Raw genomic sequence first — 25522 nt, 5'->3', positions numbered from 1 at the left:
TTTATGAAAAAAATTATTTTATTAGGAGCTACAAGCAACATTTCGAAATACTTAATTCCAATGTTACTGAAAAAATCTGACAATCAAATTACTTTATTTGCTAGACGTGCCGAACAAAGATTGACTGAATATAAAGAAAATCCACAGATCACTTTGATCGATGGTGATTGGAATAATCTATCAGATTTAAGAAAGGGTATAAAAGATCAGGATATCGTCTATATGGCAACGGGGCATTTTATTGAAGCCAATCAAAATGTTGTTAAAGTCATGAAGGAAGAGAATGTTAAACGTCTGATTGTTGCGGGCGGGTTAGGAATTTATGATGAAGTTGCCGGTAAGTTTGGTAAATGGAATGCCAGAATGATGGGCGATTATGCCAATATCAAAAAAGCTGCGGCAATCATTGATAATAGTGATTTGGATTATACATTTCTAAGAATGACTTGGTTGTACAACCAAGATAACAACTATAGTTATGAAATTGTTCCGCAAGGTCAACCTATGAAGGGAACTCAAATCACTAGACAAGCAGTTGCTAAATTGATTAGCGATATCATTGCCAAGCCTGATTTATATAGGTCGGAGAGCATTGGTGTAGTCGAACCTAATACTGAATGGGATAAACCATCATTTTACTAAAAATTGCAAAAATAATAAATTAAATAAATAGGAGAGTATAAATATGTCAGTTGAAAATAAAGTAGTCGTAATTACAGGTGCATCATCAGGTATTGGAGAAGCAACAGCTAAATTGTTAGCTAAAAATGGTGCCAAAGTCGTTTTAGGAGCTAGACGTGAAAATCGTTTACAAGAAATCAGTCAGGATATCAAAGAAAATGGTGGTCAAGCCGCATATAGAGTTACTGATGTTACTAACCCTGATGACTTGAAGGCTTTAGTTGCTTTAGCTAAAAAAGAGTTTGGCGCTATCGATGTCATTTATAACAATGCTGGAATCATGCCTACATCACCAATTAGTGCCTTAAAGACTGCAGAATGGAATATGATGATTGATGTTAATTTGAAAGGTGTTTTAAATGGTGTGGCCGCAGTTATGCCTGATTTCACTACTCAAAAACATGGTCAAATCATCACAACTTCTTCAGTCGCTGGATTAAAGAGTTTTATTGGTTCAGGTGTTTATGGAGCAACTAAATTTGCGGTCAGAAACTTGATGGAAGTTATTCGTATGGAAAGTGCCAAAGAGCAAACTAATATTAGAACAGCTACCGTCTATCCCGCCGCTATCAATACTGAATTACTACAACATATCAGTGATGAGAGCTCCAAAGAGGGAATGGATAAGCTATATAAATCAGTTGGTATTACACCGGATGCCATTGCACGTGTTGTAAACTTTGCCATTGATCAGCCAGAAGACGTTAATGTTAACGAATTCACCGTATATCCTACAAAACAAGGATAATAATTATAACTAATAACCATATGAGGAGAAAATAAATGACAAAAGTAAAATTAATTATTAATAATCAAAAATTGACTGCCGATTTTGACGACAACGATACGTCTAGAGCTATCATGGCTCGGTTTCCACTAAAAGTATCAATGATGAATCTCTACTCACGTGAAATGACTTATCGTTTTAAAACAGCATTGCCCGCCAAGAAAGCCAAAACTAGCGGCTACGAAGTAGGTGACATTGCCTATTGGACACCGCGCCATAGCTTTGTCATCTTCTATAAACAAACTGGTGAAGTAATCGGCGATCTACAAAAGATTGGTCATATTAAAGATGACATCTCCTTCTTTAATCAATTGGGAGATACCGATATAGAATTCTCTATAGAATAGGAGAGAACATTATATGAAAAAAGTATTGATTTTAGGAGCTTACGGTAAGATTGCTCGTATCGTAGAGAAAAGACTTTTGGATAATCCCGATTATCAATTAACTTTGGTTTTAAGACACGCTAATCGTTTGGATTCGTTAAAGAATTACAATAATGTAACTGTAATTGAAGGGGATGTCAGCAACAAAGACTTTTTGATAAAAGTAATTGCTGATCAGGATGTAGTTTATGCCAACCTCAATGGTCAAATGGAACAATGGGCACAAAACATCGTTTTCGCAATGCAACAAAATTCAGTAACACAATTAATCTGGGTAACTGGATCTGGACTTTATCACGAAGTACCTGATCCCTTTGGTTCATGGGTTGAAAATTATGTTGGACATGCTTCAAAAGAAGATACGAGACGTGCTGCCAAGATTATTGAAAGTAGTCAACTATCATATACTATTATCCGTGCTGCCTATATGACCGACGACACCGAGGTAAATTACGAGTTAACCAAAAAAGGCGAAACTTTTAAAGGAACCATGATTTCTCGGAGTAGTATTGCTGACTTCGTTATTAAAATCATTAATGATCCTGAGAGATATCAACGTGAAAGTTTTGGTATCAGTAAACCTGGTACAGATAATATGCTTCATTATATTCGAGAAATTGAACATGACCTCTAAACACGTAAAAACCCTTGATATCATCATATAAATTAATCAGCATCTTGGATAAAATAGAATTAGAAGAAATTCTATTCATTGGAAGAGATTTTTTATTTCCCTAAATATTCTCTATAATCAGGAAAGCATTGAATTCAACAAGATATAATAATAAACTTGGTTTGATATAAACTTATTTATTTTTAAGGGGAAAATATGAAAAAGAAGATATTTGCATCTTTGTTGATCAGTGCCAGTATTATTGGTGGTTTATCACTGACAACTACTGTTAAAGCTGATGGTGTGATTAACAACACTAAGGGAGTTGTTACGACATTAAAAATGGCACGTTTGTATGACGAAAATGGCAAAGTTATAACCAATCGTGCTTTGGCTAATAACACTCCGTGGGTAACTGATGAAGAAGTAGAATTTGACCAATTAGGTAAACTTTATCGAGTAGCTACTAATGAATTTGTAAAAGCAGGGGATGTTCAGCTTCAACATGGTCAAGATGAGTCTGGAGTTATCAATGTTGGCACGCACCAAGCAGCTGTATTTAGTTACCAAGATGGCAACTATAAGAGCTCTGGAAATGCTTTAGCTGCATATAGTAAATGGCGTTACAATCGAATTGATAATTTCAATGGTAAAACTTGGTATCAAGTATCTAATGATTCTTGGATCAATAGTGATGATGCTTCAACAGCAGTTACAATCGGAAATACTGGTATTGCAGAAATAAGTTATGCGTCAAGTCAAGGAACTGACGTTTACCAGGGCTATGGAAGTAACAAAGTTGCTACTGGCCAAAAACTCACTAATGGAACACAATGGAAGTTCTCCCAGAAAGTGATCGATACTAATGGAGATTCTTGGTATATGATAGGGAACAATCAATGGATATCAGGTGGTTTTACTAAAATCACTAATGAAAGCTTTGACCAAAATGCGGCCGAAAATTGGGACCCTAACTATGCTGCTGTTAAAGTTAACAAAGATTCTGGTGTATATAAGGATAGTAGTTTTTCTGCTGGCAAAACTAAGGATGTTGGTGCCGGAGCATTGTTAGAGGTAGATTCAACCGTTCAAGACGGCAATACTATTTGGTATGAAGTAAGTAATGGCGGTTGGGTACCGTCAACTAATGTTTCAGCTTTAACTCTTAATCGTGATCCAATTTCTTTAAATGGTAAGTCAAAATCACAGGCTATTGAAGAAGTAATTTCTGCTGCAAAACAACAGCTCGGTAAACCATACGTTTGGAATGGTAAAGGTCCTGATAACTTTGATTGTTCAGGATTAATGCAGTATGTCTTCCGTCAGGTAACGGGTCAAAATATTGGTGCCTGGACTGTTCCTCAAGAAACTGCAGGGACTAGAGTTTCTATGAATGATATTCAACGTGGGGATCTTATATTCTGGGGTACACCAGGTGCTAGTTATCACGTGGCTTTATATCTAGGAAATAATCAATACTTGAACGCTTTACGTCCAGGTACAAATGTAAAAATAGATTCAATTTTATCAAGTTTTAGACCATCATTTGGTGTCAGAATTTTTTAATAATAACAAAAAAACATCTATCTTGAATTCCGGTATACCTATTGTTAGGTAATATCGGAAATTTCAGATAGATGTTTTTTAGTGAATTTTAATTCTCGACAATATTCAAAATTTTACTTAACTGATCAACTTCGTAAGTCGGTTTAATTGTAGATGACATTAAATGATGAGGATTAAACCAAATACTATCTAAATTGTAATTGTTAGCACCCTTGATATCGGCAGTTAATGAATCACCAATAACTATCATCTTAGAAGAATCAGCGATATCTAATTTTTGAGTTACAATTTGGAAGAATTTGGGATCAGGTTTACTGTAACCGACTTCCTCAGCCAAGAAAATATCATCAAAGAAATTAACGATTTTAGCATCGTTTAAAATTCGTTCCTGCTTTTGTCTAGTACCATTTGAAATAACTACTAGATTATTTTGGGGATTCAATTCTTTTAAAATCTCTCTAGCAAAAGGCATTAATTCATGTTCAGCAAAGAATTTTTGCTCAAATTGCTGTTCTAAGGCCACGCTATTTACATTAATTTGATAGTGATCAAAAAAACGTTTAAAGCGAGTAGCCATTAGTTTTTGACGCGATAACTTTCCAAGTTCTAATTCCTTCCACATTTCTTGTTGTGTATGATGCCACATCATAACACGCTGATTCGTAAATTCGAAAGAAAACGGTAAAGTTAGTTTCTTTAACGCCATTTCAGCATTCTTATCAGTATCAAGTAGTGTCTGGTCTAAATCAAATAATAAGGTAGAATAGCTCATATCAAACTCCTAGAAACGATTTTTATCAAGTTAGCAAACTTTAATTAAGGAAATATTTCTATTATTATAGTTACATATTTCAATTAATCAGATAATATATTATTATATATCATTCGGATAAAGGGATGTGAGAAAATTGGTCTTTTTGAAGTTGATCAAATATAAAGATTTATCAGATAAATATAAATAGGAGATTTTTAAATGTTAGATGAAGATTCGTACCAAAATACCGATGGAGCAGAAGCTCCCCCGAGTTCTAATAAGTCAACTTGGCAATTAGATGAGCAACAATTAAAGGACCTATACAAGACTGATCTTGAAAATGGTTTAAGTACAAAAACAGCTGACGAACGTTTAAAACAAGATGGTTTTAATGAGTTGAAGGCTAAAAAAACTTCCAAGATCATTCAATTCATCAAGCAGTTCAATAATAGTATTATTTACATTTTGGCTGCAGCAGCAATTATGACTTTCTTAATGCACCGTTATTCCGATTCGGTCGTAATCGGTTTGGTGATTGTTGCCAATGCTATTATTGGATATATTCAGGAACAACAAGCCAATAATGCTTTAGAAAAAATCCGTGAAATGCTAATCTCAAAGAATTTTGTTTTCCGTGGTGGTGAAAAACTAGAACTGGATGCACGCGAATTAGTGGTTGGAGATTTAGTTAATTTGGAGGCTGGTGACGCTGTACCGGCTGACTTAAGATTAATTTCTGCTGATAACTTGAGTATTCAAGAATCCGTTCTTACCGGGGAAACTAATCCTGTTGAAAAAATTGAAGAACCGATTTCCATTGGTAAATTGCCTTTAGCCGAACGTCAGAATATGGCCTTTGCTTCTACTGCGGTTACTAGTGGTTCAGGCTTAGGAATCGTGGTTGCTACTGCAGGCAATACAGAAATTGGTAAAATTCAAAGTTCTGTTGAAACAGTTAAAGAGAAGCCAACACCTTTAATGCGCAACTTAAATTCGTTAGGTTTTGGTTTATCAATTGCCATTGTTGTTACAGCCGTAATATTGTTTATCGTTGGATACTTCTTAGATACATATACTTTACCAATGTTACTAATCTCAGTTATTACCATGGTAGTTGGATCAATGCCTGAAGGACTTCCTGCTAGTACCTCGGTAGTTTTAGCTATGGGTACTAGAAAAATGACTAAGCGAAAGGTCATTGTTAAATCATTACCAGCTGTTGAAACATTGGGAGCTGTCGACATTGTTAATACCGATAAAACTGGTACTTTGACTAAGAATGAAATGACCGTCAAAAAGGCAGTCACACCGGATCACACATTTGATATTACCGGTGTCGGATATGACGCAGATGGTGGATTGGACTTTAATGGAGAGTTAGAACTTAGTAACCAAAAATTTGACTGGAAAAACGATCAAGCTATGCAATGGCTAGTCAATATTGCTGGTCAAACGACAGATGCTCAATTGCATTTTGAAAACAATCGCTGGGAATTAACTGGTGAACCAACTGACGGTGCCTTAACAACTCTTTATCGAAAATTAACTGGATCTGATCCTGAAGTAAACGAGATCGATTCTTTGCCATTTGATTCAGCTTTCCGTTATTCGGCACGTTTAGTTGATTTCGACAATCGACGAGTTCTAATGGTAAAGGGTTCTCCTTCAACAATTCTCAAAGCTTCAATATCAGATACAGATCAAGACTATTGGAATCAAAAAATTACTGAATTATCTGCCAGCGGGCTAAGAGTAGTAGCCTTAGCTTATAAGTTTGTTGAAGATTCCATCGAAGATATCGAACAGAAAAAAATCAATCAATTACACTTAGCTGGTATGGTCGGTATCATTGATCCACCTCGTGAAGAAGCAAGAGCAGCTATCCATGAATTAAGAATGGCCGGCATTAAAGTCAAAATGATTACTGGCGATCATCCCCAAACGGCTTCAGCTATTGCCAAAAAGTTAGATCTAGATTCAGTTGTCAAAGCAATAACCGGTCCTGAAATTGACGCTATGTCTGATGATGAGTTAAAGGAAAGAATTGACGACTATAACGTCTTCGCTAGGACTACGCCTGCTAATAAACTACGAATTGTTCGTGCTCAGCAAGCTAATGATCATATTGTTTCCATGACTGGTGACGGAGTGAACGATGCTCCAGCATTAAAACAAGCGGATATTGGTGTCGCCATGGGTATTAAAGGAACAGAGGTGGCTAAAGAATCAGCTAATATGGTTTTAGCAGATGATGACTTTGCTGATATTGCAGTAGCGGTTAGAGAAGGGCGACATGTCTTTGACAATATTCGAAAAACAATTCGTTTCTTATTGCCAACTAGTTTTGCAGAAGGCTTGATCGTGGTTATCAGTATTTTGCTTGGACAAGAATTACCATTATATCCAGCACAGTTGCTTTGGATCAATATGGTATCAGCATTAACTATTCAATTTGCTTTTATCTTTGAACCGCCAGAAGCTGGTATTATGGCACGTGGTCCAAGAAATGTTAAAGCAGGTTTGTTGACTAAATTAGATACCTTTGAAATTGTATATGTTTCCTTATTGATTTCAGGATTAGGTATCTGGGCGTTTGATTTTCTTACAAGTAAAGGATTACCGGCTGCCGTCGGTAGTACGATGGCTTTAAACATTATTATTTTTGGTAAAATCTTTTACCTCTTTAATTTGCGAAACGATCATCCTGTGGTTTCCAAATATTTCTTCCAAAACAAAATGGCTTTCTTGATTGTTGGAATCTTGATTGTTCTACAGTTAGGAATTATTTATCTGCCATTTATGCAATCAATCTTTGAAACTACCAACATCAATTTCTACTATGGCTGGTTTATTCCAATCTTGGCTGGAATTATCGTTCTCGTTATTACCGAATTAGGTAAACTGATTCGTTTTAGAGTTTTAAAGAAAACTATACATTAAAAAATACACTTCATCTATTAAGTAAATATAGATGAAGTGTATTTTTTTGATTAAATTAGACTGAACAAAACTGAAAAAGTGAGTCCTAAAATGGCAAACATTACACAAAATAACCAGTTCCAATGTAAGGAAATTGTTGTTGGTTTAACATCCAACAAAGAAGCTACAATAATAATGATCCTTGCAAATGGTGAGACCATGTAGGCAATGACACTACCAATATTAAGACTTAATGCTATTAGGAGTGGGGACATAGCAATATGAGCTGACATAACGATTTTGCCTACTAATGCTACTGAAGCTAAGGGATGAATTCCAATAAGGGAAGAGGCCACAACAATTAAAGGAATCAGAATAACCAAATACCATCCTAACTGGGCAAAAATTGGTCTTAAAGTTTTAATCAGCACTACACTTAACTGTGAATGTTCAAATCCGTATGTGAAGGTACCAATAGCAATGAAGAAGGGTGCTAATGCAGCTCCACTAAAAATTCCCCGATTCAAATATTCTTTTACGGCAGGAGTAGTTGGTTGAACACTAATCTTATTCTTAAATAACAGTAATAGCGATAACCATAATACTACAACAATAATTCCTGCTAATGTTACCGAATCCATAGAAGAACCAACTTTAAAATGCATAAAAGTAAAACTCAATATTAATAATCCCAAGATTGCTAATAGAACATGAATAAGCGATTGATTCTTAACTTCTTTTTTTAAATTATTTTGTATATGTTTATTAATAGGTTTTAAGTAATCCTTTTTTGACTCCATCAGGTAAGCCAATATCACCCCCAAAATACCTAATAAAATACAGGGAAGAAATAATGAACTCCACTGAACTTTGGTTACGGTACTGATTAAAAAGATAGTTGCCGCGCCAGGAGCCCATAAAGTACCTAAAGTAAAGGCTCTAGTGATGGCAGTCCCGGAAAAATGTTCATAGTCCTTGACTCTTCGTTTGATGCTGTCCCCCAAAACAGATATTACTATAGATACTGTCCCCATTGAGAGAATGCTTGAAAGTAAATGTGTAATTAACATAACGAAAATATAAATAGATTTAGGCGTATGTAATTTATTTTCCATAAATTGTTCAACAGCTTTTTGGTAATTTCCTACGGTGACAGGTAACATAAACAATTGCATTACAACTAAAAGAACGACGATATCAATCATTGATGTCATTGCCTTTGCAATTGCATAAATACTAAAAGTACCAGTAAACAGTAGAACAATGCCGGCTATAATGAAGATCACAGTAGCAACTTTAAATGAATTACTCAGTCGAGTGATTCCTAATACAAAAATAGGAATGGAAACTAAGAAAGTAATAAATGTTAAATCAAAATTAAAAATCATTCCTACTATCTGTAATAAAGCCAACAGAAGAATGAAAAAGCGATAATATCTATCTTTTAATGCCATATGCCATACCTTCTAAACTAGATTTTCTTTCAACACTTTTAAGTATAGGTGATTCAAACCTAATTAGAAGAATCAATGGGTTGGTCAACTATTAACTTTTAGTTGGTACTATTTTCAATAATTTAGATATCTTGATCAAGAACTCTTCAACATTGCTACCAGGTAGTTTTGTAGTCAAAATACCGTAAGGAACATGAACGTCAGTTTTTAATGGTATTGAAACAAGGTTAGGGTGGATACTCTTCCATGGAGTAACTGTAATCAGGGGAATATTTTCTTCAACTGCTTGATTGAAGGTGTTCATATCATATCGACCATTGATTTCTACTACTTTAATTTGAGAATACTTGTCATTGATTAATTTTCGTAGTTGGTCATTAGTGTCGCTGACTCCCATTGGCACACTTAGTAAAGATTTTCCTTTGAGATCGTCGAATGTTATTTCACTTAACCTTGCCAAAGGATTATCACTTCTTACGGCAATACCAAAATCATATTCGCCCAATGGTAGAGCCTTGAACGATTGTTTCAAAGTGGCATTGTCAAATGTTCCTACTATTAAGTCACAACTTTTTCCTAACATAGCGTATTCACGATTTTTTGATTGCATATCTTCTTGTAACTGCACAATTCGGACCTGAAAATCTGACATTTGCGTGGTTATTTTTTTCCAAATATCCATAAAAGGCTCCGCTGGATGCAAAATTGAAGTTCCTACGGTAATAATATTTTGTCCTGAAAGGGATGCTTTTCTGGTTTCCTCAACGGCCGTATCCAATAAACTTAGAATCTGTTTAACATAAGGTAAAAATCTTTCGCCTTCAACTGTCAGTTCAGTTCCGGTAGCTTTACGTACGAAAAGTGTTAGATTCAATTCACTCTCTAAGCGATTGATCTGTTTCATAACCGCTGTTCCTGAAATAAAGCTTTGCTCACCAGCTTTGGTAAAACTGCCATATTGACTAACTCTGACAAATGTTTGTAGTTGTGTAATATCCATTATAGTTATCCTCCACGGCTAGTATAAACTTTTAGTTAGTAGTACATCAATTATTAGATTCTTCAAATATCTATTGATCCTTATATACTAGTATTTGTAAGCAAGCAAGAGAATAACGGAATAAACAAAAAGTTAAATATAAGGAGAAACTTAAATATGAAAATAACAGTTAAATTGAATAATGGTTTTCTACCTGATGAGTATAGCAAGTTTTCGGACACTAAACTTAGTGATCAGCCAGTTGTTTCTTTTCCAATTCATTTGGAAAATATACCTGATAACACAAAGTATTTAGCTGTAACCTTAATTGATTATGATGCAGTTACAAGAATGGGAGCTCCATTTATTCATTGGTTGATTTCAGATATTCCTGTTCAAAACAATATACCAGAAGATTTTAGTCGTAATTTTACTGGTCCACAGGGGAAGAATACCTGGTATTCTCGGTTTTATACCTTAAATGACGATTACGTGATAAATCATTATGCTGGACCAGTCCCACCGGATAAACCACACGCATATACACTTACTGTTTATGCATTAAATCAATCAATGGACCTGGAAAATGGATTTTTTTACAATCAATTTAGAGATTCGCTAAAAAATAAAATCATTGATCATCAAGAAATAAAATTATTAGCAAAAGGCTAAAATATATTAAAAAAATTAATTACAGAAAGAGGATCTTAATGGAACAGAACAAATTAAATCGAACTTTTATCTTTTCGGTATTAGGACTAATTCTGATATTTTCGGCATCTGCTAGTCCTATTCCAACTTATGCACGATTGCAAAAAGCATTGAATATTACAACAAATACCATCTCTATGACAGCCGTTTGCTATTTCGTTGGATGTATCCTTGCCTTGTTAGTTTTTTCTAGAGTTTCCGATTATATCGGTCGAAAGAAAGTCTCTATTGCAACATTGATACTTTCTATACTAGGATTAATACTTTTGATGAACACTAATAATGGATCAACTTTACTAGTAGCCCGAGCCGTTCAAGGTTTTAGTTGTGGTTTAGGCTCAAGTACTTTATCAGTTCTAATCATCGAAAGTGGTATCAATAAGAATTCGAACCTGGTTTCAGCTATCACTGGTTCAGCGGTATTATTAGGATTAGCATTAGGCGGACTTTTATCCGGGATAATTGGGCAATTCCTACCAAATATTAAAAACTTAACTTATTTAATTATTTTAATTGCTCTGGTTATTACCTCCTTAGGATTATTTACTAGTATTGAAACGACAAATCTAAAAGATGGAGTTTTAAATTCATTACGTCCAAAACTTGATCTTCCAAAAGGAATAGTTCAAACTCTCATTCCGGCAGCAGGCTGTTTTATAGCTACTTGGGCCTTTGGGGGATACTTCCAAGCCTTTAGTGCAACTGTTAGTGAAAATATATTTAAGATAAACAGTCCCTTAGTTGCCGCTATTATTTTGGTAGCGTACATGGCACCTAACTTTATTGGTAGTAATATTTCTAATAAATTCTCAGCTAGAAGGGGACAATTGATAGGTATCTTAGGATTCATGATTTCTATAATTGCTATGGGATTGGGAATTATCATGCATAATTTCATTTTTTATATCGTAGTTGTTATAGCCGCCAGTATTATGCAAGGAATTGCTTATACAAGCGCGATGAACAATTTATTGAGCAAAACTATTAAAGAAAAAAGTACAGGCTTACTGTCAGTGATTTATATTCTATCCTATATGGGAGCTGGAATACCAAGTTTTATTGCAGGAAAATTAAGTGGCACTTTTAATTTTAGCCAAATAACTTTGGGATATATTATATTCGCAAATGTTGTTGGTTTAATCGTTATCATAAGCTTGTACTTTAGCCACTCAAATACTAAGGAAATGAATAAAAATAGTTAGGATTAACATAACATACTAGATGAATATAAGATTTTTAGTAAAAATTTAAGAAGGGAAGCAACATGAATAATTTTGATAATAAAGTAGTAATTGTTACAGGAGCAAGAACAGGTATTGGCTTGAGTGCAGCAACATTATTTGCTAAAGCAGGGGCTAGTGTCGTGCTAGCTGGAAGACATGAACCAAAGAAAGAAGCACAAAAGTTAACGGAACAAGGCTATTCAGCAGTTTCTTTTGAATGTGACGTATCACAAGAGTCTGACGTTAAAGCAATGGTTGATTTTACAGTTAAAGAGTTTGGTCACCTAGACTACGCTTATAATAATGCCGGCATTCAAAGTCCCGTTACTAAAACTGAGGATCTATCTTTAAATGAATATAATAAAGTTTTAGATATTAACTTAAAGGGTATTTTCTTATCTATGAAATATGAATTAAAGCAGATGAGCAAGCAACATTCTAAAGGCGCAATAGTAAATTGTTCTTCCATGGGGGGATTAGTCGGAATCGCTGGTAGAACCGCTTATCATGCTTCTAAACATGGTGTTTTAGGATTAACCAAGAGTAGTGCTTTGGAATATGCTAAAGATGGAATTAGAATAAATGCTGTTTGTCCTGGTATTATTCATACACCAATGGTCGATCGTATGGATGAAACTGAGAAAACTGAAATGGATGATCTTATTAGAGAAATTCCGATTGGCAGATTAGCTCATCCTGAAGAAGTAGCTCAAGTAGTTTTGTTCCTATGCAGTGATGCTGCCAGCTATATAATTGGACAAAGCATTTCTGTTGATGGTGGCTATACAATTCATTAATAAAAACTTCTAAGCGATAAAAAAGCGTACTTTCACCAATAATAGTGAAGGTACGTTTTTTATTTACATTTTAGAAATACTTGACTGTACTACCCAACTTAAGAGGAACAAATCCATAATGAGAATACTTATCTATAATTTTTGAATCAATTTTCTTTAACTGTGGGTCAATGAATTTAAATATATCACTATATTCATCTGGCAACCCTGAAATACGCTGCTTAAGGTTTAAAGTTAAATCAGCTTGCAATAGAGCTGACCTTAAACCGAGCATTATCTTAATATAATCTTCATCATTGTTTAAAGCCGTATAATAGTTCAATAACTCTTTTCTAAAGTTTTTATATTTATTATTTTGAACATTATTATAAGCGGTATCGATTAAACGCATTAATTCTGTCTTTTCATCGGCCATGATTTCATTTTCCTTCCGATATAACCATTTTTCTTCATGAATAGGGTGATCGGAAATAGGGTGATCGGACCAATCGTTATTTATTTTCGATTCACTCAAATCAAATTTGAACTTTCTGTATAAATTCCGTGCACCTGTGAGCTCATCAACTGTCCAAAGATAGACTTCATCAATACTATCCAATTTAACTTGGTCCATTAAGGAATTCAGCAATTTGGTTCCAATCCCCAAACCTTGATAGTCAGGATCAACCGCGAACCAACGTAACTGATATTTTCCGGTTGTATCTTGTACTAGAGAAACTGTTCCAACTCTTCGATTATCTAACTGAGCAATCCAAATAAAACCTTTTGATATGTCATCTGTTAATTTGGCTAAAGCTTGTAAGACGTACTTATGAAAAATTGGATTGAACGGTATTTCGGTAGAATAAATTCGACTATGTAAATCGGCAATAAAACCCAAGTCAGTCATATTACCACGACGAATCTTAATATCTTCTGTTTGTTGAAAAAGCGCCTGTGTTTCAGATACGTCATCAGCAATAATTTTTAAAATAGAGGGATTGTAATCTTTAAAAGAATTCTTTAAATAAGTTCTCGCTTTGTTAGCAAGCTTTTTATGCAACTCTTCACCAGAATTGGTTAAATCCAAGAGATAATGTCGTCTGTCCTCGTGATTGAGAGTACGTTTCAAAATACCTTTTTTCTCCAATTTCGTCAACATCTTACTCAGCTGTCCCTTATCAAAGCCCAGTTCATCTTGAATATCGGTAGCCGTACTAGATTGATGGAAGTGTAAAAAGGCCATAACTCGAGCTTCGTTCATTGAAGGGAACCCCTGATAAAGCTCTTTCTCAAAACGATTGAAATAGTTAGCATAAAATCGATTAAAGACTCTGATTTTCTCAATATTTTTATCCATAAAAAAATACCACCCTTTATGGGTAGTATTATAAAGTTATTAGTTGATATTTTCAACTGTTGATTTATGAAACTAAAATGTAATTGCTTAGTGTAAAATTTTAAATTGAATTTTGAAAACTCCACTGCAACGTAGTGTTGTACTCGGCTGCTTTTAAAGGAGCAGCATTAAGACGCAGCAATAATCCTTGATGTTTATCCCAGTATATAGATTTCACTGTTTGGTTCTTTTCAATCTGTGCAATTGGGACTGATTGTCCTACAGCGATTGGGGTAGATTCTTGATCAAAAAATTCCAATCCAGCATCTAATGTTTCACCTTGATCATTAACAAAAGGGTGGCACTGCTTAACAAATAATTTTACTGGATTCTTTTCTCGACGATGATCATTGATGTTAACAATGGGATTAGGGGTGGTGGATTCATCAGTACGATACTTAATTATATTTTTTTCATAAGCCATAATTGGTTCAAAATTAATTGCTCTAAATTTTGCCTTAATACTATTATCGGTAAAGTTTAATGTAGCAACTTGACCATCACTTTCGTATTCCTGTTTCATATCGTCATAATAGCCTGACAATACTGGTTGGATTGAGTAACTGTTATTCTTATTAATGCCAGCTGCTTTTAGGGTAACTTCTACTACGTGTTCAGCATCATGGGATAGGGTGGTGATGGGAATAGATATTTCCTGAAGTGTACCAGTAAGATTCTTTGACGTATAACTAACAGCACTATTGTCTAGGGTAATAGTATCGATTTGAAGATACTGATTTAAATTAAAATTTAAAGATGATTTTACTAAATCCTTAAGTCCGCCATTTTTCATTGTCAAAGTATATTTGATTGAATCATTGCTAGCAACATTGTGCAAATTTAAGTCGGAATCAAGAGCATCAATATAATCATTGTTCTTTAACCAGCTATCCACATGAACAGTTGGTTCTAGTTGAGGTTTAACCGTTAATTTGGCTTTTTTGGTTGAAAAAGAGAGCCTATCCAAAGTGATTACTGCATAATATTGATTTTCGTTGTCTGTTTCATCTAGTTTATGCGTAGTCAATGATAATGGATCAGAATTATTGTTATTAACTAATGTGTCTTTACCGTGCTTAATTTGATGCCACTGTATTTTGACGTCATCTAACTGATCTCCACGTGTTTTAATGTTCCCAGTCTGAATGTTAAAGGTAGCATTTTGATTAACGTGACTTACCACATCCTTAAGACCACCACCAATACTGATATTTTCTTGGTCATAAATTACAGAGCCATCATTGTAAACAACATAACCAGTAACTAAAAGTTCTCCTTCAGCATTTTCTTTAGCAGTTACTAATCCTTCTGAATTAATTGTTGCCAATTCATTTTCTCTGACAGGTTCGACATCTGCTCCTTTAAATTCACCTAGAGTCCATTGAATGTCCCCAGTGGAATCGACCGGATCAAGATTTGCGTCAACATAAGCCAAATTATCAAATAAACCTTTAGTATCAATACTATAAAGGTAGTCAATATCAGCCGTAAGATGTAATGAACTGGCAGGTTTTTCTTTATCAGTAATATGGACATGGGCAATTTTAGAATAATAATTTACTTTACGATAATTAACTACGGCTTGATAGTAAAAATCGTGAGTTCTGTCATTTTTATCTGTTTCAAAGCTCAAGTCAGCCGAGTTCTTATTACTCATTTCAGTCCATTTAATCTGATCCGTGCTCTGATACCATTTATACTTAGCTTCTCCCCGCCAAGGAAGAATACTACTTTTTTTAACAAATTTAGTCTTAATGTCTACTCTAGAGCCCCGTTTAACGTTATATAGTTCCTTAGGCTGAGTTTTAAAACCACTAGTTTTCCAACGAAAAAAAGACCCCTCCGGAGCAGCTGATGGTATCCTTGAGGGTTCATCCGCTTGCACAGTACCATGAGATTGGGGAAATGCAAAAAAGAGTAGGGCAAAGAGAGAAACTATCAAATATAGGTAGCTTCTTTTTTTACGATGTTGATTCAAAGTTTAAGTTTCCTCCAATTAAGTGATTATATAATTGGATTAAGTATACAGAAATTTTCTTCTTAAAAAAGCAAAAAAAGGTGCCTTATTTGATATAAAAAAAGACTTAGACATTTATATTATCCAAATCTTTTTTCTATATATATTTCTAAATATATTTCTAAAAATTTTAGTAAATTCAATCGAAAAACTCTCATTATTTTATTGCTTCATTTTAACTCTTAAATATATAATCCGCTTATAAGTGAAAATTTGGAGAATAAACTAATGAATAGTAAAAAACTAATAAAAAATCTTTTTTTGGTAATACTCGTTGAAATTTGCTTTGAATTATTTCTAGGTATCTTTTTTAGCTTCATTGGCAAAACCAATGACTTGATATTCTTAGTTCTAGGCAAGATTTTTTTTTAATTCTATTGTTTATCCTAAATTTTGAATTGACGAAACAAAAAATTCCTTTTTCTTTTAAGCTGAAACGGGAACAACGACAGATCATTTCAATTTTAATAATCATTACATTTATTGCAGGTTTTCTACATATTAAAAATTTCTTTGTGGCTTTAACAATCGGATTAGTTGCTTGTACAACAGAAGAATATCTCATGAGGGGAATAGTTCTAGTAACACTATTACGTCTGTTTGCTAACTTTGATAATAGATTTGCTCGTATTTTACCGCCAGTTATCATATCTAGTATTCTGTTCGGAATGGAACATTTTCTTAACTTAGCATCGCAAAATTTATCCTTTACGATAGTACAAGTCTGTATAGCTATAACCATGGGTTTCGTCTTTGCCAGTATCTTTCTCAGAACGGGTAATTTGTTATATCCAATGATATGTCATTTTGAAATTGATTTTTTACTCACACTTTTGCATGGTGCTCCTCATGATATTAATGTTTCATTTCAAAGCTCAATTCCTGTTATGCTATTTTATTTATTCATTGGTCTTATCATTCTAATACCAGTCCTAGAGAATGATAAGAACTAATCCGCCAACTAATATTAAAATATAAATGATTAATCTGTTTGACATAATTTTTCTGCCAAACTGTTTTGAATTACTAATATTACCAGCAATAGCAAAAATTGCTAAAATCATTAATCCTATGCCTAAGAGTATAGTCATATAGAATCCTCCATGTTTTTAAATAACTTCAATAACGCATTTTAAAAAGGTCATTAAGTTATTTATTAATAACTATATTATCTTACTTTTTCAGATCAAATAAAATAAAAGAACAAATATAAATGCGTACTGCAATCTGATTATTCAGTAATTAGGGCCTCACTAGTTGTAAACTCTATTATTTAATCGATTTTGTGGAGTGTATAAATTCTACACTAATTCAAATGCGTTTTGATAATAGTATGAATGCTATCAATTCCGTACTTCTTTATGTCATCTTTTTCAGAAGATGAACGTTTATTATATAGTAACTCATCAACTAAGGCAGATATATAATCAAAAATAATAATAGATAAAAGTCTAATTTCATGAACAGACGTGTTATTCGCATAGTATAAAAAATACTCATAGATTAAATCCATAATTTGGTCATTATGTTTTTTCCGCAGATCGAATACCTTAGGCACGTCAAAAGATAACATTTCAATCTGTAAGTGAAACTCTTTATCTTCCGCGTCAGTTAACTGATCTATTAAATAAGATAGCCAAGATTTAGTATCGGTTTTAAACGCCTGAAAGGATTCTTGATTGTTTATTTTCTTTAAAACAGACAAAAAATAATTATTATAATCATTCAAGAGTTCAGCTAGAATATCATCTTTGCTAGAAAAATATGAGTAGAGTGTTCCTATTGAGACTCCAGTTTTTTTTGCAATTTCATTCGTTGAAACCTCAAAATAATTTTTTTCTATGAATAGTTTCTTTGCTGTCAAAAGAATTCGACTCTTCTTATCTTTACCTCTTTTTTGAACAGGGGTTCTAGTATCTTTTCTTTTATCCATTTTTTCACTTCATTTATATTTTTTTGTAATAATTTAGTATATCACATAAATATGAGCTCAAGCTCGTGTTTATGCGAATTATTCTAATTAATATTATTTGCAAAATGCCATTCTCAAGCTCATCTTTTGATATTCTTGTTTAAAAGATGAGCTTTTGCTCATATATGAGGTGATATATGAAGATTACTATCTTAAATTATTCTGGACCATAGAAAATCAACATATTTAGTAATATTTTTGTACTTTAAAAATATTTAATATGAGTAATAGCTCGTAAACAAAAGAACTATTACTGAAATTTACCATGGAGGAATGATTTTGAATAAAAAAATAAGCATAACAATAGCAATGGCCTTAGGAATATTTCTTGTTATGCTCGATACTACGATTATGAATATAGCATTACCAGCCATACAAAGAGGAATTGAAGTTGATTACAATCAGCTTTCTTGGGCCTTAAATATCTATACGATTATATTCGCTACATGTACAATCCCTTTAAGCAAATTTGGTGATATTTTTGGAAAGAACAAAACCTATATTGTTGGATTGGTTCTATTTGGACTAGGCAGTTTATCTTCAGGTTTTGCTACCACATTTGTATATCTGATAATCGGACGAATCTTTTCTAGTTTGGGAGCTTCAATCTTACTTCCACTGGGTAATGCCATAGGTTTATCTACTTGGAATATAAAGAATCGCTTTAAAATAGTTGCTATTTTAGGATTGACCCAAGGAGGGGCTGCTGCAATAGGACCAACATTAGGAGGGGTCATCACTGATTTTTTTGGCTGGCATTGGATCTTTTTAATGAATATTCCGATTGTTCTTATTGGAATATTTTTATCCGGTATTTCTTTGAACTTTAACAATGACATAAAATTAAAAGAAAAAATCGATTGGGTAGGTAGTCTTATCTCAATGCTGAGTTTATTTTTTCTAACACTTGGTTTGATTAAACTGAAAGATTGGGGAATTCAAAATTTTAAAACTGTTATGTGTTTTCTACTTAGTATTGTTTTAATAAGTCTTTTCATATTTGTAGAAAGAACTGTGAGACATCCGATGATAAATCTAAGTTTATTTAAAGTTAAGGATTTCTCCGCATCTGCAATTGTCGCTTTACTAGCACAATTTTTTTATATAGGAGTCGTGGTTGTTATTCCAAGTTTTTTAACAAATGTAGATCACAAAACAGAGTTGGAAGCAGCATTAATTTTATTACCAATGTCTTTAACTGTATTTGCATTCGGAGGATTAGGCAGCCTGGTCATCAATAAATTAGGACCAAGATTATTAGTTCTTGTTGGTATGATTAGTATATTGTTGGCTTACATTTTGATTGTAATGAACGGAGCAGCGAGTTCTTCTTGGCTTTCTGTAGCATTGCTTATACTAGGTATTGGATTTGGTATAATTGCAGGTCCAATAAATGTATTGGCCGCTTCTAATTTCAGTGGATCATTACTTACATCGTCACAAAGTGTCATTAGCGTGGTGAGACAAATAGGTTCGGTTTTAGGTGTATCCGTATTTTTATCAATGATGAGTTCAAATATAAAGGCTTTAAGAATTATAGATCTAACTAAACTTAATCATGCATATCTATCGATATATAATATGTGGATTCCAGTTTTGATAGTATTATTACCAATAATGTTTTCATTTCCTACAAAAAAGAAGTATTTAGTAAAGAAATAATATATCATAATGATAATATGTGCTAGATATGTGAAAGAGAACATATAATTCTTGATTTGTCGAAGCATAGGTTTAAATAACAATTCAGAATACAATTTTGTTAATATATGTTCCTCATCACATAAATATAGAAATTCTAGGGTTAGTAGCAAACTTTCGATTTTTTATAATCTAAATATGTTGTTTGCGCGCATTTTATGGTTATTTTTATGTATTACATTAATTTTTACTATTCACAGACTTCATCAGAGTTTTATTGCACTAGTAATCGAAAAACACCCCGATCATAATATGTTGATTGAGGTGTTTTTATTTTTTCTTTTATTTAATCAATTAAAGAACAGATAGGATACATACAGATAGATGGAAAAAAGCAGAATAGCTAAAATTAGTAAAATAACAAGAATAGGACTCTTTTTAAATATTCAAGGTTACATAATATGTATTATAAGAAGTTATGTATTTTCTCTAGAATTAGCTAAAAGTTCCAGATATTTAAGAACATCTTGTTTATAACGATATTTTTTAATTTGTTGGTTAAGAGCTACATTATTATGCGTAAATGCTTTGCCATCTGTAAAAATCCGCTCATATAGCTCATAGAATGGCAAATTATTTTCTTGTGCAAACTGCAATTCAGATTTAATTGAATAGTCAACTTTTCTGAAGTCAATTCCACCATAACCAGTATCATCAAAAGTTAAAATTGTGTACTGAGCGCGTCTGTCAGCACCAAATTTATTCCAGGACGTATATGGTTGACCAATGGAACCAGGATTAACAATCAATTGATCATTGCTGCTAGTTCTGAGTACTTGATGGTGTGTGTGACCATAAATTGCAATATCATATGGTTTATTAAAAAGAAGCTTATCAAAATTGGCTTGTTTTTCATAAGGTAGTAATTCATGTCCATAATTCTTAGTTGGATAGTTATGGGCTAAGAGAATATTCAAACCACTTATAGATATTTCGGAAGATATAGGCCATTGGCGCATTTGCTGAAGATATTCAGGGTTGATGTGAGTGGAGACGTACTTAATAAGCTCAACAATATAGGTAGTTTGGGGCTCATCGATGTACTGTTTGCTAATAGATAAGATATCTTCAAAAAGGAAATCGTCCCAATTTCCACGGATCATGCGGGTAGTATTAATTTCGTTCAGAAGTTTTAAAATTGAATTAGTTCCTGGTCCAGGCATTAAAAGGTCACCTAAAAACCAGTATTCTGAAACATTTTGTTGTTCAGCATCGGCAACGACATGTTTGAAGGCAGTGAGGTTACCGTGAATGTCTGAAATTAATGCTATTTTTTTCAAGTTTTTACCCCCTCTTTGGTCCCTACTTTAATTTTACAGCATTTTAGGTCTAAATTAACGGTGTGGCAGTTTGAATTTTGTTTTTATATTTTATGTTTTCGTAAAACATTTTATTTAATATTGCTTTTTACAAAAAAAAGCAACCATTTGAATAAATCAAGTTCATTTATTGACCTTTTTGCATTATATTTAACCATGAGTTCTTCATTATACTTTCATAGAACTCGCCTCTCAGCACCTTCCTACCATGCTTATTTTACTTTTTTCAAGCCTCTTTTAGATTTATTGAGTTAATAAACTCCCCTAAACCATTGATATAAAGCCGTTTGTCTTTTTTGCTATGTTTTCCTAAAACTTTTATTACTACACCCTATTTTATAAATCATAAAAAAAGTAGTCATTGATTTGACTACTTCTCTATTTTTAACTTACTGTACTTGTTTGATATTCCTTAATCTCATTAATAAAGCTTTCACCATATTGTTCTAATTTAACCTTACCCACACCACTGACGGCAAGAAACTCCTGACTATTAGTTGGAATTCGAACACACATGTCCTTTAGAGTTTTATCAGAGAAAATCATAAATGGTGGCAAAGCTTGCTTTCGAGCAAACTTGGTCCTTAACTCGCGTAGCTTTTCAAACAAAGCCACGTCAAAGCTTCCATCGTCTACCATTGGCTTACGAGTTGGAAGCTGTTTAAAGTCTTGTTTTCGTGCTACATTCAGTTGTCCCTTCAACACAGCTACGCCTTTTTTGGACAACAGCAAAGTAGGATACTCACCTCCACTACTGCTTAAAAAACCATTTGCAAAAAGAAAATCAATCAGACGACTAGTTTCTTTCAAGGTTCTATCCTTAAAAATACCAAAGGTCGATAGCTTTTCAAAATGATGCCAGTCATTAGCAACATCATCTTTTCCAACTAAAACTCGCGTTACAACTTTTTTACCAAATCGCTGGTTCATTCGTACAATACAGCTAAGAACCTTTTGAGCATCAGACGTTACATCAACAACTTCACGATCGTCCAAACAATTAGAACAGCGACCACAGACTTCTGTATTTTTTTCGCCAAAGTAATCGAGGATAAATTTCATCAAACAGCTTTCCGTCTCAGCATAACGGCTCATTTCGAAAAGCTTATTCTTCAAACTCAATTTGTATTGATCATCACCTAGTGATTTATCAATAAAGAACTGATGTAATCTCAAATCAACTGGAGCATATAGCAAAATAGCTTCAGCTGGTAAACCATCACGCCCAGCACGACCAACCTCTTGATAATAACTTTCAATAGTTCCCGGAATCGTAAAATGTAGAACATAACGTACATTAGTCTTATTAATTCCCATTCCAAAAGCATTAGTCGCTACAATTACATTAATACGATCAAAAAGAAAATCTTCTTGTTGAGCATGTCGTTCCTCATCGCTTAAACCTGCATGATATCGTCCAACTTTAACATCATTAGCTTTCAAAAAGCTATAAATATTATCAACATCTTCACGACGTCCCGCATAAATGATACCTGATTCATCCATATGGGCTTTCACATAGTTTAAAACGAACTCCGACTTATCAACCCCACGCTCAATTTTTAAAGCCAAATTATCACGATCGAATCCCGTTTTAATAATATTATCAGTCGGAATCTTTAGGATATTAGCTAAATCATCTTGAACTTGTTCAGTTGCCGTTGCTGTCAAGGCTAACCAAGCAGGATTGCCTGGTAATTCTTGTAGTGGCTGAACCATTTTAAGATAGCTATTACGAAAGTCATGTCCCCAAGAGGACAATACGTGAGCTTCATCAATTGCAACCAAAGAAATGTCCAAAGCGGAAAGCCAACTGTAAAACTCATCATCAACAATCTTTTCAGGAGCTACGAATAATAACTTTACTGCACCACTTTCAATATAGCGCATTCTTTCTTCACGATCATGCCATTCTACAGTGCTATTTAAATAGGTAGCAGGAATACCCGCTTCAATCAAACTATCAACTTGATCTTTCATCAATGAAATCAATGGCGAAACAACCAATGTTAATCCTGGCAAAATAGTAGCTGGTAATTGATAGCAAATTGACTTACCACCACCAGTAGGCATAATTCCCATGGCTTTTTGACCGGCCATAACTTTTTCTATCAGTTCTCTTTGACCTGGTCGAAAAGTATCGTAACCAAATTCTTCTTTTAAGGTAGCTTCTAAATTCAAAGTTAAATACTCCTCATTTGCCAAAAATAATATAGGTAAAGCATAGCATAAATTATTTTCTAATTGCATACCGAACTATCATTTCAATCGCACACCAGCACTACTTAAAATCAACTCAAATAAAATTACGTAAGGATTATTGTCTGCAAAACTTTGTTTCTAAATCTAATAAAGCCCGCTTCATTTTAATTCCTCCACGATAACCACCTAAATCACCAGTTTTAGTCAAAACTCGATGGCATGGAACAACTATCAATACAGGATTTTTACCAATTGCGGTGCCTACAGCTCTAACTGCTTTTGGTTTATTAATCGCCTTAGCTATCTTTGTATAATTGCTTACTTCTCCATAAGGTATTCTTTTTAACTCTTGCCAAACAGCCTCCTGAAAGGTTGTCCCAGAAGTATCCAACATAAATGTAAATTCTTCACGCGAACCTTCTAAATATTCTTCTAATTGTTTTTCATATTTAATAACATGTTCAAAGTCATCTTCGAGGATAGCTTCAGGATAAAACTGTTTTAACTCCGCAATTCCCTGATCCCAGGAACCTACAAATGCTAACCCTTTATCAGTTACTCCCAATAGGTAACTATGATTTTGAATTTCAAATACATGATAGTAGATCTTTTTCATATTTATTCACCAGCTTTTATGTAGCCTTATTATAAGCTAAAGTCTATTTAAAAATCTTGTACTTTCATTCAAGGTCTATTGGTCAAGCATCCCTTTAAACAATGTTGGCAAACAATAGTTCAGAACAGTCATAAATCTGACGGCATCTTCTACTAGGATATTAAATACACTCATATATTTGTAAAACATCATCTCCTTCAAAAATTCCTAACCATACCTTTAAATCAATCACAAATAATTCCAAAAATACAAGAAACTCTTGGCAAATCAGTACTAGCGGTTTCTTGTATTTTTATTTCATTTTTATAATGTTTTCTTAAATTATATTGTAATTTTATTTCAACGGTTATATGATATTTCTTGTAAGTTAAGCGTTTTCAATAAAGAGGAGGTGTTCCATTTTATGTTAGGTTTTTCATATTATTTAGATCATGATCTCAATCAAGATGATAAAAACTATATTCACAGTATGCAACAACATCATTTTAATAAAATATTTACTTCACTACATATTCCTGAAGACGACCAAACAGCCTACGCTCAACGTCTAAGAATCTTTTTAAATTACACTGCTGAATTAAATCTAAATGTTTTTATTGACATCGATCAAAAGACACTCGCTAACCTACCTGCTGATCTACCTGCATTTAAATTACGTCTTGATGATGGTTTTACTAATCAAACAATTGCTCAAATGTCACAAAAGAATCCTTTGGCGTTAAATGCTAGTACTTTAAATGAACAGGATATTTTAGAACTCAAAAAATACCAAGCTAATTTCGATAACATTGAGGCTTGGCACAATTTCTATCCTCGTCCAGAAACTGGATTAGACAGCCAATGGTTTAAAGAGAAAAATCTCTGGTTCAAACAATTGGGCATTACGACGCAAGCTTTTATCCCTGGAGATCAAACACTTCGGGGGCCAATATATACTGGCTTGCCTACACTAGAATCACAACGTCATCAAAACCTCTTGGCATCTGCAATTCAATTGCAAAATGATCAAGTCGACAAAATCTTTATCGGTGATCCTAGATTAAGTTTAAATATGCAAGAAAAGTTTGACGACTATTTTGATAAAGATATTTTGGATCTAAATATTAAAAAAAGCTCTGATTTTCCAGATTACCTATTAAAGAAGGTCCTACACAACCGTCCCGACCCTGCTGCTGATGTAATCCGTGTTGTTGAAAGTCGTGGAATGAATGCTTTGAATAAAGATATTGTTCTACCTACACAAAGCATCCCTCGCAATGCAGGTTCTATTACAATCGACAACCAAAATTATGGTCGTTACATGGGAGAGGTACAGTTGACCAAAAAGGACTTGCCACTTGATGAAAAAGTCAATGTCTTAGGCCATTTGGATCAAGCTTCGATTCAACTATTACCATTTATCAGCGCTAATAGTGCTTTTACAATTAATAAAAAGGAGTAAGGAGAT

Annotated in this window: 22 protein-coding genes; 12 read left to right on the top strand and 10 right to left on the bottom strand. The window is 33.6% G+C overall.

The window, feature by feature from the left end:
- Positions 1-3 precede the first annotated feature (3 nt).
- The 5 genes from LAB100_RS01350 (at position 4) to LAB100_RS01330 (ending at position 4033) form a co-directional block, all read left to right on the top strand.
- Positions 4-642, top strand: coding sequence for an NAD(P)H-binding protein (locus LAB100_RS01350; protein WP_119326310.1), 639 nt, complete (start codon positions 4-6; stop codon positions 640-642).
- 43 nt (positions 643-685) lie between these two features.
- Positions 686-1429, top strand: coding sequence for an SDR family oxidoreductase (locus tag LAB100_RS01345; RefSeq protein WP_119326311.1), 744 nt, complete (start codon positions 686-688; stop codon positions 1427-1429).
- A gap of 35 nt (positions 1430-1464) precedes the next feature.
- Entirely contained in the window at positions 1465-1815 is a 351-nt protein-coding gene (locus LAB100_RS01340; protein ID WP_119326312.1) for a cyclophilin-like fold protein, read from the top strand.
- 13 nt (positions 1816-1828) lie between these two features.
- The gene (locus LAB100_RS01335) at positions 1829-2488 is read left to right on the top strand and encodes an NAD(P)H-binding protein (RefSeq protein WP_119326313.1); all 660 of its coding nucleotides are present in this window, start codon (positions 1829-1831) and stop codon (positions 2486-2488) included.
- Positions 2489-2683: 195 nt separating this feature from the next.
- Positions 2684-4033, top strand: a complete 1350-nt coding sequence (locus tag LAB100_RS01330; RefSeq protein WP_119326314.1) for a C40 family peptidase — start codon at positions 2684-2686, stop codon at positions 4031-4033.
- Between the two features lie 88 nt (positions 4034-4121).
- Here the strand turns inward: LAB100_RS01330 and LAB100_RS01325 are convergent, their stop codons facing one another.
- Entirely contained in the window at positions 4122-4805 is a 684-nt protein-coding gene (locus LAB100_RS01325) for a YjjG family noncanonical pyrimidine nucleotidase (RefSeq protein ID WP_119326315.1), read from the bottom strand.
- 201 nt (positions 4806-5006) lie between these two features.
- Here LAB100_RS01325 and LAB100_RS01320 point away from each other — a divergent pair, with 201 nt between their 5' ends.
- The gene (locus LAB100_RS01320) at positions 5007-7727 is read left to right on the top strand and encodes an HAD-IC family P-type ATPase (RefSeq protein WP_119326316.1); all 2721 of its coding nucleotides are present in this window, start codon (positions 5007-5009) and stop codon (positions 7725-7727) included.
- A gap of 50 nt (positions 7728-7777) precedes the next feature.
- On the opposite strand, the gene LAB100_RS01315 is transcribed toward LAB100_RS01320, so the two are convergent.
- Together LAB100_RS01315 and LAB100_RS01310 are read right to left on the bottom strand one after the other, a co-directional pair.
- Positions 7778-9160, bottom strand: coding sequence for a hypothetical protein (locus tag LAB100_RS01315; RefSeq protein ID WP_119326317.1), 1383 nt, complete (start codon positions 9158-9160; stop codon positions 7778-7780).
- A 91-nt stretch (positions 9161-9251) separates the two neighbouring features.
- Complete coding sequence (locus LAB100_RS01310; protein ID WP_119326318.1) at positions 9252-10160, bottom strand: LysR family transcriptional regulator; 909 nt, start codon at positions 10158-10160, stop codon at positions 9252-9254.
- A gap of 156 nt (positions 10161-10316) precedes the next feature.
- Between LAB100_RS01310 and LAB100_RS01305 the strand changes: the two genes are divergently transcribed.
- The 3 genes from LAB100_RS01305 to LAB100_RS01295 all read left to right on the top strand — a co-directional run bounded on the left by LAB100_RS01305 (position 10317) and on the right by LAB100_RS01295 (position 12870).
- A complete protein-coding gene (locus tag LAB100_RS01305; protein ID WP_119326319.1) occupies positions 10317-10811 on the top strand; it encodes a YbhB/YbcL family Raf kinase inhibitor-like protein in 495 nt (164 codons plus the stop codon).
- A gap of 38 nt (positions 10812-10849) precedes the next feature.
- Positions 10850-12052 carry an MFS transporter gene (locus LAB100_RS01300; RefSeq protein ID WP_119326320.1) on the top strand — a complete coding sequence of 401 codons (1203 nt, stop codon included), beginning with the start codon at positions 10850-10852 and terminating at the stop codon, positions 12050-12052.
- A gap of 62 nt (positions 12053-12114) precedes the next feature.
- Positions 12115-12870 (top strand): SDR family NAD(P)-dependent oxidoreductase, encoded by a 756-nt coding sequence (locus LAB100_RS01295; protein ID WP_119326321.1) that lies wholly within the window; start codon positions 12115-12117, stop codon positions 12868-12870.
- Positions 12871-12940: 70 nt separating this feature from the next.
- Here LAB100_RS01295 and LAB100_RS01290 read toward each other — a convergent pair whose 3' ends face one another.
- The gene (locus LAB100_RS01290; protein WP_119326322.1) at positions 12941-14209 is read right to left on the bottom strand and encodes a bifunctional helix-turn-helix transcriptional regulator/GNAT family N-acetyltransferase; all 1269 of its coding nucleotides are present in this window, start codon (positions 14207-14209) and stop codon (positions 12941-12943) included.
- Positions 14210-14309: 100 nt separating this feature from the next.
- The gene (locus LAB100_RS01285; protein WP_126322013.1) at positions 14310-15905 is read right to left on the bottom strand and encodes a hypothetical protein; all 1596 of its coding nucleotides are present in this window, start codon (positions 15903-15905) and stop codon (positions 14310-14312) included.
- Positions 15906-16780: 875 nt separating this feature from the next.
- On the opposite strand from LAB100_RS01285, the gene LAB100_RS01280 reads away from it, so the two are divergent.
- Positions 16781-17218 (top strand): CPBP family intramembrane glutamic endopeptidase, encoded by a 438-nt coding sequence (locus LAB100_RS01280; protein WP_281273969.1) that lies wholly within the window; start codon positions 16781-16783, stop codon positions 17216-17218.
- Here the strand turns inward: LAB100_RS01280 and LAB100_RS11500 are convergent.
- Together LAB100_RS11500 and LAB100_RS01275 are read right to left on the bottom strand one after the other, a co-directional pair.
- Positions 17198-17356 carry a hypothetical protein gene (locus LAB100_RS11500; RefSeq protein WP_162894192.1) on the bottom strand — a complete coding sequence of 53 codons (159 nt, stop codon included), beginning with the start codon at positions 17354-17356 and terminating at the stop codon, positions 17198-17200. The genes LAB100_RS01280 and LAB100_RS11500 overlap by 21 nt on opposite strands.
- Positions 17357-17571: 215 nt before the next feature.
- Complete coding sequence (locus tag LAB100_RS01275; RefSeq protein ID WP_119326325.1) at positions 17572-18198, bottom strand: TetR/AcrR family transcriptional regulator; 627 nt, start codon at positions 18196-18198, stop codon at positions 17572-17574.
- A gap of 318 nt (positions 18199-18516) precedes the next feature.
- Between LAB100_RS01275 and LAB100_RS01270 the strand changes: the two genes are divergently transcribed.
- Complete coding sequence (locus LAB100_RS01270; RefSeq protein ID WP_119326326.1) at positions 18517-19899, top strand: MFS transporter; 1383 nt, start codon at positions 18517-18519, stop codon at positions 19897-19899.
- Positions 19900-20354: 455 nt separating this feature from the next.
- Here LAB100_RS01270 and LAB100_RS01265 read toward each other — a convergent pair whose 3' ends face one another.
- From LAB100_RS01265 to LAB100_RS01255, 3 genes are all read right to left on the bottom strand, one after another.
- Positions 20355-21218, bottom strand: a complete 864-nt coding sequence (locus tag LAB100_RS01265) for a metallophosphoesterase family protein (protein WP_119326327.1) — start codon at positions 21216-21218, stop codon at positions 20355-20357.
- Positions 21219-21641: 423 nt separating this feature from the next.
- Positions 21642-23438 carry a DNA helicase RecQ gene (gene recQ / locus LAB100_RS01260; protein ID WP_246001200.1) on the bottom strand — a complete coding sequence of 599 codons (1797 nt, stop codon included), beginning with the start codon at positions 23436-23438 and terminating at the stop codon, positions 21642-21644.
- 136 nt (positions 23439-23574) lie between these two features.
- Positions 23575-24075 carry a methylated-DNA--[protein]-cysteine S-methyltransferase gene (locus tag LAB100_RS01255; protein WP_119326329.1) on the bottom strand — a complete coding sequence of 167 codons (501 nt, stop codon included), beginning with the start codon at positions 24073-24075 and terminating at the stop codon, positions 23575-23577.
- A 403-nt stretch (positions 24076-24478) separates the two neighbouring features.
- Here LAB100_RS01255 and LAB100_RS01250 point away from each other — a divergent pair, with 403 nt between their 5' ends.
- Positions 24479-25516 (top strand): MupG family TIM beta-alpha barrel fold protein, encoded by a 1038-nt coding sequence (locus LAB100_RS01250; RefSeq protein ID WP_119326330.1) that lies wholly within the window; start codon positions 24479-24481, stop codon positions 25514-25516.
- Positions 25517-25522: the final 6 nt, after the last annotated feature.

Source organism: Companilactobacillus musae, assembly GCF_003967595.1.
Classification (GTDB): Bacteria; Bacillota; Bacilli; order Lactobacillales; family Lactobacillaceae; genus Companilactobacillus; species Companilactobacillus musae.
The sequence above is the reverse complement of the archived record's forward strand: the minus strand, read 5'-3'. Positions and strand labels throughout refer to the sequence as shown.

What these genes read in the sequence shown, in the direction of transcription:
- LAB100_RS01325 (WP_119326315.1), bottom strand. Translation starts at nt 4,805, where the DNA reads ATGAGCTATTCTACCTTATTATTTGATTTAGACCAGACACTACTTGAT.
- LAB100_RS01300 (WP_119326320.1), top strand. Translation starts at nt 10,850, where the DNA reads ATGGAACAGAACAAATTAAATCGAACTTTTATCTTTTCGGTATTAGGA.
- LAB100_RS01310 (WP_119326318.1), bottom strand. Translation starts at nt 10,160, where the DNA reads ATGGATATTACACAACTACAAACATTTGTCAGAGTTAGTCAATATGGC.
- LAB100_RS01295 (WP_119326321.1), top strand. Translation starts at nt 12,115, where the DNA reads ATGAATAATTTTGATAATAAAGTAGTAATTGTTACAGGAGCAAGAACA.
- LAB100_RS01340 (WP_119326312.1), top strand. Translation starts at nt 1,465, where the DNA reads ATGACAAAAGTAAAATTAATTATTAATAATCAAAAATTGACTGCCGAT.
- LAB100_RS01350 (WP_119326310.1), top strand. Translation starts at nt 4, where the DNA reads ATGAAAAAAATTATTTTATTAGGAGCTACAAGCAACATTTCGAAATAC.
- LAB100_RS01320 (WP_119326316.1), top strand. Translation starts at nt 5,007, where the DNA reads ATGTTAGATGAAGATTCGTACCAAAATACCGATGGAGCAGAAGCTCCC.
- LAB100_RS01250 (WP_119326330.1), top strand. Translation starts at nt 24,479, where the DNA reads ATGTTAGGTTTTTCATATTATTTAGATCATGATCTCAATCAAGATGAT.
- LAB100_RS01285 (WP_126322013.1), bottom strand. Translation starts at nt 15,905, where the DNA reads ATGAGTAATAAGAACTCGGCTGACTTGAGCTTTGAAACAGATAAAAAT.
- LAB100_RS01305 (WP_119326319.1), top strand. Translation starts at nt 10,317, where the DNA reads ATGAAAATAACAGTTAAATTGAATAATGGTTTTCTACCTGATGAGTAT.
- LAB100_RS01345 (WP_119326311.1), top strand. Translation starts at nt 686, where the DNA reads ATGTCAGTTGAAAATAAAGTAGTCGTAATTACAGGTGCATCATCAGGT.
- LAB100_RS01275 (WP_119326325.1), bottom strand. Translation starts at nt 18,198, where the DNA reads ATGGATAAAAGAAAAGATACTAGAACCCCTGTTCAAAAAAGAGGTAAA.
- LAB100_RS01330 (WP_119326314.1), top strand. Translation starts at nt 2,684, where the DNA reads ATGAAAAAGAAGATATTTGCATCTTTGTTGATCAGTGCCAGTATTATT.
- LAB100_RS01290 (WP_119326322.1), bottom strand. Translation starts at nt 14,209, where the DNA reads ATGGATAAAAATATTGAGAAAATCAGAGTCTTTAATCGATTTTATGCT.
- LAB100_RS01335 (WP_119326313.1), top strand. Translation starts at nt 1,829, where the DNA reads ATGAAAAAAGTATTGATTTTAGGAGCTTACGGTAAGATTGCTCGTATC.
- LAB100_RS01315 (WP_119326317.1), bottom strand. Translation starts at nt 9,160, where the DNA reads ATGGCATTAAAAGATAGATATTATCGCTTTTTCATTCTTCTGTTGGCT.
- LAB100_RS11500 (WP_162894192.1), bottom strand. Translation starts at nt 17,356, where the DNA reads ATGACTATACTCTTAGGCATAGGATTAATGATTTTAGCAATTTTTGCT.
- LAB100_RS01255 (WP_119326329.1), bottom strand. Translation starts at nt 24,075, where the DNA reads ATGAAAAAGATCTACTATCATGTATTTGAAATTCAAAATCATAGTTAC.